This is a genomic window from Nocardia testacea NBRC 100365, from assembly GCF_000308775.1.
Taxonomy (GTDB): Bacteria; Actinomycetota; Actinomycetes; order Mycobacteriales; family Mycobacteriaceae; genus Nocardia; species Nocardia testacea.
The window spans coordinates 1-15,395 of record NZ_BAGJ01000158.1 but is presented as its reverse complement, the minus strand read 5'-3'; the positions used below and the strand labels follow the sequence as shown (position 1 = coordinate 15,395).

Sequence of the window (15,395 nt, the reverse complement as noted above, 5' to 3'; positions counted from 1 at the left end):
TGCCACCATGGACGAGGATCCGCCGCACGACAGAGGAGCACACAGCAATGGTCCGCTATACCCGAGCCTTCGTGGCGGTACTGACTCTGGTGACGGCGCTGGGTGCCGGACTGCCGGGCGTCGTCGCACGGGCCGAGGGGGCCTGGTACCCGGGTCGGCTGCTCTCGGCCGGACCGCTCGGCCGGCCGTGGGCCGGGCTCGACGGTGTACAGCGGATCGAATACGTCACCACCGGTCCCGGCGGTGACCTGGTCCAGGCAGCCGCCGTGGTGCGCATCCCCGAGGGGCCGGCCCCGGACGGGGGGCGCCGGGTGGTCGCCTGGGACCACGGCACCTCAGGGCTCGGGCAGAATTGCGGTCTCACCGGTTATGACAAGCTCGAGCAGGAGACCGGGCCTGCCGTGGCGCGCCTCAGCGACGCCGGGTACGCCGTCGTCGCCCCCGATTACATCGGGCTGAGCCCCAATTCGCCGGGCCCGCATCCCTATCTGCACACCACCAGTGAGGCCACCGCCACGATCGACGCGGTGCGCGCCGCCCGTTCCGCCTACCCCGGACTGGCGCCGAGCTGGGCGGTCGCCGGGTGGTCGCAGGGCGGACATGCCGCGCTCGGCACCGGCCGGCTCGCCCCCGAGTACGCGCCGGAACTCGACTTCCGCGGTACCGCCGCCCTGGCTCCCGTGAGCAATCTGGAAAACATCTTCCTGCGTTCGCGCCCGGATCAGCCCGAGATACCCGGGTACGTGGGCCGGTACGCGCCCATGGTGCTCGCCGGTATGGTCGGCGCACAGCTGGGCCCCGAGGTCGGCGATTTCCTGACTCCACAGGGCCAGAAGTTCATCGCCGGGCTCAGCACCAACTGCAATGCCCAGGCCTCGGCCATGCTGGACTCCACCGAGATCGGGTCCCTGGTTTCGCGGCCCCTCAACGATCCGGATTTCGCGCCGGTGGTGCGTGACTATATGAGCGTGCCGGTCAGCGGCTACCAGGATCCGATCCTGGTCGTACAGGGCATCTACGACACCGTCGTCCCGTTACCGCTGGCCCTCGCGCTGGTCGGGCAGTTCGTCCTGAACGACACGGAGTACGCGGTGCAGCTTCTCCAGGCCGGCCACGAGGACCTGGCGGAGAAGGGCGGCCTCGACCGCACTCTCACCTTCCTCGACGAGGTGCTCCCGGCCGGCTGACCCCGGTCAGACGAACGCCCGCTCGATGATCGCGGTCGTATCCACGCCGGTGGGCAGGGTGCCGAACGCGGCGCCCCAGTCCGCACCCAGCCGGGACGCGCAGAAGGCGTCCGCGACCGCGCGGTGACCGTGCCGGACCAGCTGGGCGCCCTGCAGGACCAGCGCCATCAGCTCGACGACTCGGCGCGCCCGGTACTCGATATCGCTGCGATCGGCGAGCTCCTTGCCGACGCGGTCGATCGCGTGATCCAGATGGGGGTTCTCGCCGCGCGCCCGGGACACCTCGGTGAAGTAGGCCTCCACGGTTTCGGGCCGGGTGCCCATGGCGCGCAGGGCGTCGAGCGCTGCCACATTGCCCGAACCCTCCCAGATCGACATGAGCGGCGCCTCCCGGTACAGCCGCGGCATCCCGGAGTCCTCGACGTAACCGTTTCCGCCGAAACATTCCAGGGCCTCGGCGGCGTGGGTGGCCGCGCGTTTGCACACCCAATACTTGGTGATCGCGAGCGCGATCCGGCGTAGCGCGGCTTCGCCCGGGTCGGTCGCGGCGCGGTCGGTGGCCCCGGCCAGCCGCAGCATGACCGTGGTGGCGGCCTCGGACTCGAGCACCAGATCGGCCAGCACATTGCGCATGGCGGGCTGGTCGACCAGAGCGGCGCCGAACGCCTTGCGGTGGCGGGCGTGGTGTACCGCGCGGACGGCCGCCGTGCGCATCCCGACCGCGGAACCGATCACACAGTCGAGCCGGGTCATATTGACCATCTCGATGATGGTCTTCACCCCGGCGCCCTCCGCGCCGATCGGCCAGCCGATCGCGTTCTCGTATTCGATCTCCGAGGACGCGTTCGATTTGTTGCCCAGTTTGTCCTTGAGCCGCTGTAGCCGGATCGGATTGCGGGAACCGTCGGGCAGCACCCGCGGCAACAGGAAACACGAGAGCCCGCCCGGCGCCTGCGCCAGGGTCAGGAACATATCCGACATCGGCGCCGAGGTGAACCATTTGTGCCCGACCAGCCGATACGTGCCGTCGGGTTGCGGGGTCGCGGTGGTGGTGTTGGCCCGGACATCCGACCCGCCCTGTTTCTCCGTCATCGACATACCGGCGATGAGACCGGTCTTGGTGGACGGTTCGCGCAACCCGAAATCGTAGCTGCGGGCGGTGAGCAGCGGCTCGTACCGCGCCGCGAGTTCCGGGTTGTGCCGCAGTGCCGGAATCGCGGCGTAGGTCATCGAGACCGGACACATGTGCCCGGCGTCGGCGGCGCCCCAGACGTAGAATTTGGCGGCGCGCGCCACATGGGCGCCGGTCCGGGAGTCGGCCCACGGTGCGGCGTGCAGTCCGTGTTCGACCGCCACGGTCATCAGGTCGTGCCAGTACGGATGGAATTCCACCTCGTCGACGCGGTTGCCGTAGCGGTCGTGGGTGTGCAGGACGGGCGGATACTCGTTGGCGAGCCGGCCCCACTCCTGGACACGCTCGCTTCCGGCGAGGGTGCCGAGTTCGCGCACTTCCGCCTCCGCCCAACCGGCGCCCTCCCGCTGCAGACCGGCCAGCAACGCCGGATCCCGCGAGACCTCGAACGGGGTGATCGGCGGAACCTGGTTGAGAACCTCGTGCGTGAGCATCCATCGATTATGCGTCCCATGTCACACCGCGGACCTTCGGGGGATCGGGACCGGTCGGTACCGACGGGTGGGTGAGCGTCCCCGGTGTGGTCCGGGCGGGTACCGACTCGTCCCGGTAGCGCCTGATCCTTTCCCGGACGGCCTGCGGCGCGCCCGTCGCCCGGACCGGCCACGGCGGCCCGGCCGGCCGGGCCCGGTGCGCCCGGCGTTACTTCGGAAACAACAGTTAACCTGTGCGAATGCGCCGATTGAGCGTTGTCGACGAAATCTTCCTGCGAACCCATCAGGGGCTCGGCACCCCGATCGCGCTCCAGGGCCTGTGGCGTACGGCGGGGGCGGTGGAACCCGAGGTGCTCGCGCGACTGCACGAGGAACTGCGCACCGGGCCGCTCGCCCGCCGAGTGGTCCGCCCCCGGGTCCCGGGTGCGCGGGCGCGGTGGCAGCGCAACGACCGCGCTCATCCGCTCGACCGGCACCGGGTGGAGCTCGCACCCGCCGACATCCCGCGGTGGGCCGACACCTGCGGTGCCGAATTGGATCCCGAACACGGTCCGGGCTGGCGGCTGTCGGCGGCACCGCTCACCGACGGGGGCACGATCGTGGCCCTCACCTGCTCCCACGTTCTCGCCGACGCCCGGGGACTCGTTCTCGCGGTCGAACGAGCACTGGAGGCGATGGACGCCGGCCGCGCGGACCTTTCGCCTGGCCGGCCGGGAGAGGAGGGCAGCGCGGCGGGGGACGGCCCGGATTCGGATTGGCTCGATGCGGCGCGGACCTGGGCGACGGTCGGCCTCGGTGGTATGCGCGCCGCCGCGACCCTGATAGTCCGCGGTTCCCGGGGACCGAGATCCGGGCAAGCGGCTGCCGGACGCGAAGGCACAGCGCCCGGCACCGGCGACACGCCTCACACCGCGCGGTTGTCGCACCGCGACCTCTCCGGTCTCGCCGAAACCTCCGCGCTCGCCGTGCTGAACGAACCGGCGCTGATCCTCCGCTGCCCGGCCGCGGACTGGGAGGCGGTCGCCGCGCGATATGGCGGCACAGCCAACAGCCTGTTCATCTGGGTCGTCGCGAACATGCTGTGGGCCGCCGGTTTTGCCGGCACCGAGATCGTGGCGAGCCTGCCCGTGGACACCCGGGACGAGCCGCGGATCGACAACGACCTGGCCGTAACCGAGATCGCGGTGGCCAGGGGCGACGGCCCGGCCGATATCCGCGCGAAGAGCCGGGCGGCCTACGAGCGGCGGATGTCCGCCCCGGGTGGACTGCCGGAGGAGTTCCTCTACCTGGTACCCGACAAGGTGGCCCATCTGCTGTCCCGCGGAGCGGGGGAACGCGACATCCTGTGCTCGAATATCGGCCCGATCCCGCCGGCGCTGTCGGCCCTCGGGCCGTACGAGTGCACCGGTATCGCGACACGGGCCGTCCACCCCGGCCTCGACTACGCGCGGCGGCCGCGCACCCGGCTGTCCGGTTACCTCTGCCGTTTCCGGGACGACTACATCCTGACCGTCGCGAGCCTCTATCCCGAACGCGCGGCCGACGCGGCCGCACTGCACCGGCTGGTCACCGCGACGGCCGCGCGGGTGGACCTGCCGGTCCGGCCGTGGTGAGGGTCAGCGGTTGGCGCGGTACCAGCGAATCAGCGCATCGGTGGACGAATCACCCTGCGGTGCCGGCTCTTCCGGATCGGTGAGCAGCGGCGCCAGCGCCAGCGCCTGCTGTTTGCCCAGTTCCACGCCCCACTGGTCGAAACTGTCGATACCCCAGATCGCCCCCGCCACGAACACCTGGTGCTCGTAGAGCGCGATGAGCTGGCCCAGTACCGCGGGGGTGAGCCGGGGCGCGAGAATCGTGGTGCTGGGGCGGTTTCCGGGCATCACCTTGTGCGGTACCAGCTCTGGTGGCGTGCCCTCGGCGGCGATTTCCGCAGCGGTCTTCCCGAACGCCAGCACCTTGGTCTGCGCGAACAGATTGCTCATCAGGATGTCGTGCATACTGCCGGTGCCGTCGCGGGTGGGCAGATCGTCGGTGGGCTGGGCGAAGCCGATGAAATCGGCCGGGATCAGCCGGGTGCCCTGGTGGAGCAGCTGGTAGAAGGCGTGCTGACCGTTGGTACCGGGTTCACCCCAGAAGATCTCGCCGGTGGTGGTGGTGACCGGGGAACCGTCCGCGCGTACCGATTTCCCGTTCGACTCCATCGTGAGCTGCTGCAGATAGGCCGGGAAGCGGGCGAGATCGTTGGCGTACGGCAGCACCGCCCGCGACTGTGCCCCGAAGAAGTTCGCGTACCACACGCCGAGCAGCGCCAGCAGGATCGGCGCGTTCTCCGCCGGCGGCGCGGTGGCGAAATGGCGGTCCATATCGTGCATACCGGCGAGGAATTCGGCGAACCGGGCGGGGCCGATCGTCACCATGACCGACAGGCCGATGGCCGAATCCACCGAGTACCGGCCGCCCACCCAGTCCCAGAAGCCGAACATATTGTCGGTGTCGATACCGAACTCGGCGACCCGCCCGGCGTGTGTGGACACCGCGACGAAATGTTTCGCCACGGCATCCGGGCCGAGCGCGTCGACCAGCCAGCGGCGGGCGGCGGTCGCGTTGGTCAGCGTTTCCAGCGTCGAGAATGTCTTGGAGGCGACGATGAAAAGGGTGGTCGCCGGATCCAGATCCGCCAGCGTGGCCACCAGATCGGCCGGATCCACATTGGAGACGAACCGGGCTCCGATACCGGCGTCCGCGTAGTGCCGCAGCGCCTGATGCACCATCACCGGCCCGAGATCGGAACCGCCGATTCCGATATTCACCACCGTGCGGATCCGCTCCCCGGTCGCCCCGCGCCAGTCGCCCGAACGCACCGCGTCGGCGAAGGCGCTCATCCGGTCGAGCACCTCGTGTACCGCGGCGACCGCGTCCTCGCCGTCGATGGTGAGCGAAGCGCCCTTCGGCAACCGCAACGCGGTATGCCCCACGGCCCGGTCCTCGGAGGTGTTGATGTGTTCGCCGCGCAGCATCCGGTCGCGCTGTGCCTCCACCCCTGCTTCCCGGGCCAGTTCCACCAGCAATTGCAGGGTTTCCCGGGTGACGCGATGCTTGCTGTAGTCGATCCGCAGCTCACCCGCGGTCAGCGTGAGATCGCGGCCGCGCGGTGGATCTTCGGCGAACAGGTCCCTCAGTTGTAGGGCGGCGATCGCCTCGTAGTGATCACGTAATTTCTGCCATGCCGCCGATGCGGTGATGTCGACGCTCACACTGGCCGAGGGTACAACCCGCGGGAGCCGGACGCAGGCAGGACCGGGCCCACGCCGCGGCCCGGGTGACCATATGGGCACAACCGAGGGCAGTTGCCCGCCGATAACCCGGCTATCACCTGTCATGAGTTGGTTCGATCACCGCCGCCCGATGACCCGCCTGCCGGGGCCATACTGCGCCGGCCGATCAGCTCGGCCCCGCAGCAGTCGATCGCTCGCGGCGGCGCCGCCACCACGTGACTGCCCAGAGCGTGTGCCCGATCCCCAGTATCACCAGGACGACTGCGCTGTCCAGTGTGCTCGTACCGGACCGGGCCGCGGCAATTCCCTGGATCGCGCGAATCAGGAGAGTGACATCTGCCGGCAGGGTGTAGGTGGCGGCCACGGTGAGGCACAGTGCTGTCCCGAGCACCAGAACGACGCTGTACACCCGGACCGCGCGCCGTTCGTGGCGCGGTAGGTTGAGGCTCGGATCGGCCGCGGTCCACCGATGCCCGATTACCGCGTGCCGGCCCCGGTTGCAGAGGTAGCGCGCATACGCGCGGCCGTCTCCGTACAGATCCCGGCATCCGGTGAGGTCTTGGAGGACGAAATACAGGTCGGTGCGCATGAACACCATGAGTTGGAATGACAGCGGAAGCAGCGCGAGAATCGTCGCCGCGGCCAAGAGCCGATGTGCGAGGCCGTGCTCCGTCACCACCGTCTGTAGCAGTACTGCGGTCGATGCGACTGCGAGGTTCACCGCGATCCCGGCGGAATAGGCTGTGATCCGATGTCGGCGAGGGGCGAGTTCTATACCGCTGATATCGGTTTCGGCGACCAGGAACTGTAGCCGCGTACCCAACTGGATGCGGGATCGGACACCTGCGGCCCGGGCAGCGGCGAAATGCGCCAACTCGTGCAGGAAGAGCAATGACCAACCGAATACGAACCCTGTGACGAGGACGAGACCGCCATGTGAACTCCACAGCAGATCGCGGAAGCCGGGCCGCGTCTGCGGCATACGAACCACGGTGACCGCCGCTGCCACTACCAGGCAGGCGAGCAGCACCGGCAGTATCGGATGTAGCGCGTAGCGGACGTACTCGGGTCGCAGGCGTGGAAGTGTCGGCGGTAGCGGTGGTGCGGAAGGCACCGGGCAATCGTCGATTTCGGCCACGAAGCCCAATTCCGTCAAGTCGGCGACGAAAGCCAGGACATCGAACTCGGTGCCCCGCTGCCCGGCCAGGTGCCGGGTGGTCTCGATGACACTGGCCCCGCTCGCGAGAATCTCGATCGCGGCCACCCCGGCCTCCGGGAGCGCGACGAAAACCCGTGTCTCGAACCGCCCGACGAGCCATTCGTCACGATCGGCCCGGATGGCCAGCTCGTGCAGCAGGACCCGGCTCGTCGCGGTGGGTCCGGATCGTCGCGGATCGGTCACCGCGCATCCCCGCACACCGGGCAATCCGGGCGCGGCGGGAAACGCTCATAGATCGGTTCCCCGGGCACCGCGAGGTTCAGACCGTATTGGAAGCCCGGCTCGGTACGCGGCGCACCGGTCAGCACAGCCAGCGCGAGATGCGCGAGCAGGTTGCCGGTGATCACCGCGGAGACGGCGTTCACCGGATGCCAAGGCAATTGTGGTACGAGGCTTTCCGGGGCCACGTCGGCCGGTCGGCGGTCGTCGCGCCCCTCGATCTCCTGATCGTGCAGGCATTCCCAGCAGGCGCCCTGCCCCGGCACGTGCACCTGGGCCGTGGCGAGCGGACCGTGATATCCGGCAGCCACCCAGGGTAAACCGGCGGTGGAACAGGCGCGATTCGCCCACCGCCGACTGGCGCGCGGTTTATCAGCGCAGAACGCGAGCAGGTCGTAACCGCCTCGCAGCAGGGCGGTGAGATCGGCTTGGCTGTCGATCTGCGATTGTTCACCGGTGATCTCGACGTCGGAGTTGAGTGCCCGCAATTGCGCGACCGCGGCGTCGACCTTGGGTTTGCCGATGTGGTCCTCCCGGTAGAGGACTTGTCGGCTGAGATTCGACAGTTCGACGATATCGGGGTCGACGCAGTGCAGGTGTCCGACACCCGATGCGACGAGTGCTTGCGCCGCCGCGCCGCCGACTCCGCCGATCCCGATCAGCAGCACTCGGGAGCGGCCCAGGCGGAGCTGGATATCCCACGGGGTCGACCGCGGCGTCCCGTCGATCCATTCGAAGAACGCCATACTCCTCGAGTAGCGTTCCCGCCGCGCGGGCCCGAGTTCGGCCGGTACGGGCGCACCGGCGTCTTCGACGAAACCGGAGTCAAGCAGTACCTGCATCGCGCGCATCACCTCGGCGCCGGATACCGAGCTGTGCCGCCTGGTCACTTCATCGACGATCTCGGCGGGGGATCTGGTCGCGTCCATCGACTGGACTACTTCCCAGATCCACCCGCCGGGGTCTGCTACTTCCACGCCGATCCCCGGGACGGTCGCGCCGATCCGCACCTGCCCGTCGGTTGTGCGGTAGGGGACATGCTCCCGTTTGATGCGGGGGCGCCGCATATCCGAGGCATTGACCTGGTCCAATACGGGGCTCCTTGTCCCTGGCAGCCGGTGCAGGCCGGGCCCGCTTCAGCTGGGGGCCGGTCGCACCGGCTCCAGGGCACCGGTGCCCTGCGGACCGCTCGGCACCTGCGGTTCCCGACCCTCGGTCGGCACCGCTAACTCGAGGTCGACCCACTGAGGCCGGTGGTTTCCTTTTAACGGGGGGTTGGTTGTGTGATGTACGTCACCCTCAGGATGTTCGAAGTGCTCCGCTGCCGGCCCCGCGAATCCGTTCCTGACTCGCAGTCGAGGGTTGCCCGGTTCTAGAGGGGTATCTCTACGCGGAGTTTGCCCCGCTGAAGCCGGTGGTTTCCTTCTTGTCGAGGCGCCGGATCACGATGGGTGCGGGCTCGGCCGCCGGCTTGACGGGGGGCTTGGTTGTGTGCTTCTTCATCGGGGAAACTCCCTTATCTTGCCGCTAAATAAGTGCACATCACTTACGTGTATAGAATCTTTCTTTCTCGCCGCCGTCGTCAACCCCCGTCGACCCCGCTTGACTAGGGCACTCCGGCGAAATCTGCATCGACCAGGGGCTGATGGGCCGGCACCGCCATGCTGTTCCGGCCCGGCGCAAAACTCCGAGGCAGAACCTACGCTGGCCGTATGGCCTCAGAATCCGAAGTTCTCGCATCTGTACCGAAGCAACTGTGGATCGGCGGACCCGTCGATGCCACCGGCGGGGGTACCTTCCCAGTGCACAATCCAGCGAACGGTGACGTTATCGCCGAGGTCGCGGACGGAACCCCGGATGATGCCGTGCGGGCACTGGATGCCGCGGCGGCGGCCCAGGCGGATTGGGCCGCCACCTCGGCCCGCGAGCGCGGTGAGATCCTGCGTGCGGTCTTCGAGCGCATCACCGCGCGCGCCGAGGAATTCGCCCTGCTGATGACCCTGGAGATGGGCAAGTCCCTGCCGGAGAGCCGGAACGAGGTCCGCTACGGCGCCGAGTTCTTCCGCTGGTTCAGCGAGGAGGCCGCGCGCATCCACGGCCGCTATCTGCACGCGCCCTCGGGTACCGGCCGCATCCTGGTGCACAAGCAGCCGGTCGGTCCGTGTCTGGCGATCACGCCGTGGAACTTCCCGCTCGCGATGGGTACCCGCAAGATCGGCCCCGCGCTGGCGGCGGGCTGCACCATGATCGTCAAACCGGCCTCGGCGACCCCGCTCACCATGCTGCTGCTGGCGAAGCTGTGCTCGGAGGCCGGTCTGCCCGACGGTGTGCTCTCGGTGATCACCTCGCGCCGGTCCGGGGCGGTCACCCAGCCGCTGCTCGACGATCCCCGGCTGCGCAAGCTCACCTTCACCGGGTCCACCGAGGTCGGTCGCACCCTCGTCGAGAAGTCCGCGTCCGGTCTGCTGCGTACATCGATGGAACTCGGCGGGAACGCGCCGTTCGTGGTGTTCGACGACGCCGATATCGACGCGGCCGTCGAGGGGGCGCTGCTGGCCAAGCTGCGCAACGGCGGTGAGGCGTGCACCGCGGCCAATCGTTTCCATGTGCATCGCGCGGTGGTCGAGGAGTTCACGGAGAAGTTCGTGGCGGCGATCAACTCCCAGGTCCGGCTGGGGCCGGGAACCGATCCGGAAACCACGCTCGGCCCGCTGGTCAGCGAGGATCAGCTGAACACCGTGGCCGAACTGGTCGACGACGCGGTCGGCGCGGGCGCGTCTGTCCGCGTCGGCGGCAAGGCCGCGGGTGGCCCGGGCTGGTTCTATCCGGCGACCGTGCTCACCGATATCCCCCCGCGGGCCCGGATCCTCCGTGAGGAGGTTTTCGGCCCGGTGGCGCCGATCGTCGCCTTCGATACCGAGGAAGAGGGTCTGGCCGCCGCCAACGACACCGAGTTCGGGCTGGTGAGCTACATCTACACCCGGGACCTCGAGCGGGCGCTGCGGGTGGCCGAGGGGTTGGAAAGCGGAATGGTGGGGGTGAACCGTGGCGTGATCTCCGACCCGGCGGCCCCGTTCGGTGGCGTCAAGGCTTCCGGTTTCGGCCGGGAAGGCGGTACCGAGGGGATCGAGGAATACCTGTCGACCAAGTACATCGCCATGACGTGACAGACAGTACGAACCGCCCCGGGGCGTGGTCACCCGGGGCGGTTCGTGAGGTTGCGGCGGTCTGCGGGCCGCCGCGTCGGTTCTGTTGGGACCTAGCGGCCGAGACGTCCGCGCCCGAGACGCAGCAGCAGCATCGCCAGGGTGTGCCCCTCCTGGCCGAGCTCGCTGAAGCGCTCCAGCACCTTCATCTCCCGGCTGTGCACCAGGCGGGTACCCCCGGAAGCCATCCGGGTCCGTCCGATTACCCGTGAGATCTCCGTTCGGCGCTTGATGGCCGTGAGGATCTCCGCATCGAGCCGGTCGATCTCCTTACGGAGTTTTTCGATCTCGGCTTCGGTCCGAGGAAGCTCCGAGTCCGTGTCGGTAGTCGAACCCGACCCGGTCGCCGTAGCGGGTGTGCTCATTTCTCATCTCCTCGTGTCAGAACCTGGATCGGCGCCGAGGCGCGTCGTGTTACCGATCCAGAGCTCCTCCACCGCGTGAAAAAGACCCGGCGGGTCTGGTGATGCCGTTCCCCCTTACCTGCCCCGTTCGGGCCTCAGGTGCCCGGTCTGCGGCCCAGCAGTCCACACAACCGGCGCGGATGTTTCGCTGAAGGGCAAACCATATTGCCAGTTTGCCACGGTAACCGATGTATGCAAAACGCTCACTGGTGGGGATATCGTCCCGCCGAGCGACCCCGCCGGTGACGAATTCGGCCGAGTGTTCGATCGTGTCGGGTCGCGGCGGTAGCGTGAACAGACGATGGACACCACCGCGGCAGCACTTCGTTCGGATTCGCACAATTCCCGTGCCACCACCTCCGCCGCCGGCTCGCCGGAGCCCGGCGCGGCGCCGGCGGCCGCGGCCCTGCCCGGCCTGGAGCTATCCGGTGCCGACCGGCGTGCGGCGGCGCCCGGTGCGCCCGGCGGCCTGGCCGCACTGCGGCAGCGGGTACAGGCCGAGCAGGCACAGCAGCGCACCGATTCCGCGCAGCGCCGGGCCGAGGAGGCCGAGCAACTGCTGGAGGGCCTCAACCCGCAGCAGCGCGCGGCCGTACTGCACACCGGGTCGCCGCTGCTGATCGTGGCCGGGGCGGGTTCGGGCAAGACCGCCGTGCTGACCCGCCGGATCGCCTACCTGCTGGCCGCGCGCGGGGCCACTCCCGGGCAGATCCTGGCCATCACCTTCACCAACAAGGCCGCCGCCGAGATGCGGGAGCGGGTCATCGACCTGGTGGGTCCGCGAGCCGCGAGTATGTGGGTGTCGACCTTCCACTCCAGCTGTGTGCGGATCCTGCGCACCCAGTCGGCGCTGCTCCCCGGCATGAACTCGAACTTCTCCATCTACGACGCCGACGACTCCCGGCGGCTGCTCGCCATGATCGGCCGGGATCTGGAACTGGACGCCAAGAAGTACACCCCGCGGTTGCTCGCGACCGCCATCTCGAATCTGAAGAACGAACTCGTCGGCCCGGAGCAGGCGAACAGCGACGCGGAATTCGAGGATGCCGAGCTGCCGCGCGTGGTCGCCCGGGTCTACACCGAATACCAGCGGCGGTTGCGCACGGCCAACGCGCTGGACTTCGACGATCTCATCGGCGAGACGGTCGCCCTGCTGCAACGGCATCCCGAGGTCGCCGAGTACTACCGCCGCCGCTTCCGGCACGTCCTGGTCGACGAATACCAGGACACCAACCACGCGCAGTACGTGCTCGTGCGGGAATTGGTGGGGCATCACACCGCGGGAGCCGGGACGGCCGGTGAGGCCGCCGATACCGACGCCGGCGCCGCTGCCGCCGCGCCGGATGCCGAGGCCCCGGAACCGGACGCGCATACGGTGCCGCCCAGCGAGCTCTGCGTGGTCGGTGACGCCGATCAGTCCATCTATGCCTTCCGCGGTGCCACCATCCGCAATATCGAGGAATTCGAGCGAGATTTCCCCGACGCCGAGACCATCCTCCTCGAACAGAACTACCGGTCCACGCAGAACATCCTGTCCGCGGCCAACTCGGTGATCGCGCGCAATACCAACCGGCGCGACAAGCGGCTGTGGACCGACGCCGGTGAGGGGGAACTCATCACCGGTTACGTCGCCGACAACGAACACGACGAGGCGGCCTTCGTCGCGCGTGAGATCGACCGGCTGGTGGACGAGGGCGAGGCCGGCTACTCCGATATCGCGGTGTTCTACCGCACCAACAACAACTCCCGGGCCTTGGAGGAGATCTTCATCCGGATGGGACTGCCCTACAAGGTGGTCGGCGGGGTTCGGTTCTACGAGCGCAAGGAGGTCCGCGATATCGTCGCCTACCTGCGCGTCCTGGAGAATCCGGACGATGCGGTGAGCCTGCGCCGGATCCTCAACACCCCGCGCCGCGGTATCGGTGACCGTGCCGAGGCCTGTGTGGCCGTACACGCCGAACAGCGCGGTATCGGTTTCGCCGAGGCGCTGCGCGATGCCGCCGCCGGTGAGGTCGCGCTGCTGAACACCCGGGCGCGCAACGCCATCGCCGGGTTCGTGGCGCTGCTCGAGCAGATCCGGGCCGCCGGTGCGCTGGACGAGGTCGATTTCCCGGATGTGGGCGCGGTGGTCGAGGCGGTACTCGACCGTACCGGCTACCGGGCGGAACTGGAGGCTTCCGACGATCCGCAGGACGGCGCCCGGCTGGACAACCTGAACGAACTCGTCAGCGTCGCCCGGGAGTTCAGCTCCGAGGCGCGTAACGCGCTCGAGGCCGCCCGGGCCGAGGGCCTGATGCCGGAAACGGGGGAGGGCGAACCCGAACCCGGATCGCTGGCCGCGTTCCTGGAACGGGTCTCGCTGGTGGCCGACGCCGACCAGATACCGGAGGAAGGCGCGGGCATGGTCACCATGATGACCCTGCACACCGCCAAGGGGCTGGAGTTCCCGGTGGTCTTCGTGACCGGGTGGGAGGACGGCCAGTTCCCGCATCTGCGGGCACTCGGCGATCCCGCCGAATTGGCCGAGGAGCGCCGGCTGGCCTATGTGGGGATCACCCGGGCCCGGCGTCGCCTGTATCTCACCCGTGCGGTGGTCCGTTCGGCGTGGGGGCAGCCGGTGTTCAATCCGGAATCCCGGTTCCTGCAGGAAGTACCGGATCATTTGATCGACTGGAAGCGGCTGGAACCCAAACGGTCGTCGGCTCCGGCGCAGTACGGCCGCCGCCGCGGTGCCGAGGCGGGCGAGGAGGACTGGACCGGTGGCTGGCCGCAGTCCCGGGAGCCGCGGCCCGGCATCCGGGAGAGCCGCCCGGCTCGGCGTGGCGTGTCCCGCAACAATGTCGGGCTGGTGCTGGCGGTCGGCGACCGGGTCAGCGACGACAAATACGGTCTCGGCCGGGTGGTCGCGGCGGACGGGGTCGGCGATATGGCCAGTGTGACGATCGATTTCGGGACCAGCGGCACCATTCGGCTCATTCCGAAATTCAGCCAGACCCTGACGAAGTTGTAGCGCCCCCGCGGGGCCCGGCCGCGCGGTAGGTTCCGGTCATGGAGTCTGTCGCGCAGCATCTGATGTGGTTCGTGCCGATGCTCTGGCTCGGCATGGTGCTGGCCATCTCGTTCCTGGAGGCGCCGCTGAAATTCCGTGCGCCCGGGGTCACCACCGAACTCGGCCTGGGGATCGGGCGGCTGGTGTTCCGGGCGTTGAATATCGTGGAGGCCGTGCTCGCGGCGGTCCTGCTGGTGGCGGTCGTGGTGCTGGCGCCTGCCGGAGCGGTGTGGATATGGCTCGCGATCGCGGTGGTGATCCTGGTGGTCCAGTTGGCCGTGGTGCGCCCGCCGCTGTCACGCCGCTCGGACCGGGTGCTCGCGGGTGAGGAATTACCGCGTTCGACGGCGCACTACTGGTACATCGGACTGGAGATCGCCAAGGTGATCGCGCTGATCGGGCTGGCGATCACCGCCGCACCGTGAAACAACCGCGGCCGGGTGCTCCGAGGCGCGTGGCACCCGGCAGGGCGGTCAGTCGCCGTTGCCGGTGAGGCTGATTCCCCGGGTGGCCAGCCACGGCACCGGATCGATCTTGTCGCTGCCGTTGAGCCATACCTCGAAGTGGCAGTGCGGGCCCGTGGAGAACCCACGGTTGCCGACGGTGGCGATCTGGTCGCCGGCGAACACGTATTCGCCGACTCCGACGGTGGTGGTGTCGACGTGCCCGTAGACGGTGATGGTGCCGTCGGCGTGCAGCAGGCGCACCCACATACCGAAACCCGATGCCGGCCCGGCGTCGATGACCTCACCGTCGGCCACCGCGTAGATCGGGGTGCCGATCGGGGCGGCCACGTCGATACCGAGATGCTGTACGCCCCAGCGGGCGCCGAACCCGGAGGTATAGGCACCGTTGGCGAATTTCGCGAACAGCGGCCGGAACTTGGCCTCTTCGGCCTGGGCCAGATCCTCGGCGAATTGGGCGCCGTTGGCGAGCATCTCACCGAAGCGGCTGGTATCGACCGGGATATTGCCGCCCAGCATCTGCGGCGAGGCGGTGTTCGATACGGCGGCCGGATCCTCGGTCGCCATGGACTGGGCGGCGATCTCGTGGACCGACCCGGCGGCCTCGTAATCGGCGGCCTGCTGTGCTTGTTTGTGGTCGGTGGGTTCGGCGGTGGCGCACTGTCCGGCGGCGACCACGGCGCCCGCGGCCACCGCGACGACCGCGGCGCGGCCCTTGAGCGCGGACGGCGGGCGGCGTACCCGGT

General features: G+C 68.8%; 11 protein-coding genes. 5 read left to right on the top strand and 6 right to left on the bottom strand.

Annotated elements, in window-relative coordinates; genetic code table 11:
- The first annotated feature begins 47 nt into the window (after nucleotides 1-47).
- Nucleotides 48-1,187, top strand: a complete 1,140-nt coding sequence (locus tag ON38_RS21635) for a lipase family protein (protein WP_083872988.1) — start codon at nucleotides 48-50, stop codon at nucleotides 1,185-1,187.
- Between the two features lie 6 nt (nucleotides 1,188-1,193).
- Here the strand turns inward: ON38_RS21635 and ON38_RS21630 are convergent, their stop codons facing one another.
- Entirely contained in the window at nucleotides 1,194-2,813 is a 1,620-nt protein-coding gene (locus ON38_RS21630) for an acyl-CoA dehydrogenase family protein (RefSeq protein WP_039826756.1), read from the bottom strand.
- Between the two features lie 239 nt (nucleotides 2,814-3,052).
- On the opposite strand from ON38_RS21630, the gene ON38_RS21625 reads away from it, so the two are divergent.
- Entirely contained in the window at nucleotides 3,053-4,426 is a 1,374-nt protein-coding gene (locus ON38_RS21625) for a hypothetical protein (protein ID WP_039826755.1), read from the top strand.
- A 3-nt stretch (nucleotides 4,427-4,429) separates the two neighbouring features.
- On the opposite strand, the gene pgi is transcribed toward ON38_RS21625, so the two are convergent.
- The 3 genes from pgi to ON38_RS21610 all read right to left on the bottom strand — a co-directional run bounded on the left by pgi (nucleotide 4,430) and on the right by ON38_RS21610 (nucleotide 8,617).
- Entirely contained in the window at nucleotides 4,430-6,067 is a 1,638-nt protein-coding gene (gene pgi / locus ON38_RS21620; RefSeq protein ID WP_039826754.1) for a glucose-6-phosphate isomerase, read from the bottom strand.
- A 187-nt stretch (nucleotides 6,068-6,254) separates the two neighbouring features.
- A complete protein-coding gene (locus tag ON38_RS21615; protein WP_051165048.1) occupies nucleotides 6,255-7,490 on the bottom strand; it encodes a hypothetical protein in 1,236 nt (411 codons plus the stop codon).
- Entirely contained in the window at nucleotides 7,487-8,617 is a 1,131-nt protein-coding gene (locus tag ON38_RS21610) for a ThiF family adenylyltransferase (protein ID WP_218000818.1), read from the bottom strand. Before ON38_RS21610 ends, ON38_RS21615 begins: the two co-directional genes overlap by 4 nt.
- Before the next feature lie 621 nt (nucleotides 8,618-9,238).
- On the opposite strand from ON38_RS21610, the gene ON38_RS21605 reads away from it, so the two are divergent.
- Entirely contained in the window at nucleotides 9,239-10,693 is a 1,455-nt protein-coding gene (locus ON38_RS21605; protein WP_039826753.1) for an NAD-dependent succinate-semialdehyde dehydrogenase, read from the top strand.
- A gap of 92 nt (nucleotides 10,694-10,785) precedes the next feature.
- Here the strand turns inward: ON38_RS21605 and ON38_RS21600 are convergent, their stop codons facing one another.
- On the bottom strand, nucleotides 10,786-11,097 hold the full coding sequence (locus ON38_RS21600) for a chorismate mutase (RefSeq protein WP_030522366.1): 312 nt from the start codon (nucleotides 11,095-11,097) through the stop codon (nucleotides 10,786-10,788).
- A gap of 340 nt (nucleotides 11,098-11,437) precedes the next feature.
- Here ON38_RS21600 and pcrA point away from each other — a divergent pair, with 340 nt between their 5' ends.
- Together pcrA and ON38_RS21590 are read left to right on the top strand one after the other, a co-directional pair.
- On the top strand, nucleotides 11,438-14,146 hold the full coding sequence (gene pcrA / locus ON38_RS21595) for a DNA helicase PcrA (protein WP_245564149.1): 2,709 nt from the start codon (nucleotides 11,438-11,440) through the stop codon (nucleotides 14,144-14,146).
- 38 nt (nucleotides 14,147-14,184) lie between these two features.
- Nucleotides 14,185-14,610: a hypothetical protein gene (locus tag ON38_RS21590; protein ID WP_039826752.1), complete on the top strand. Its 426-nt coding sequence runs from the start codon at nucleotides 14,185-14,187 to the stop codon at nucleotides 14,608-14,610.
- 48 nt (nucleotides 14,611-14,658) lie between these two features.
- Here ON38_RS21590 and ON38_RS21585 read toward each other — a convergent pair.
- A partial coding sequence (locus ON38_RS21585) for a M23 family metallopeptidase (RefSeq protein WP_039826751.1) occupies nucleotides 14,659-15,395 on the bottom strand: 737 nt, incomplete at its 5' end.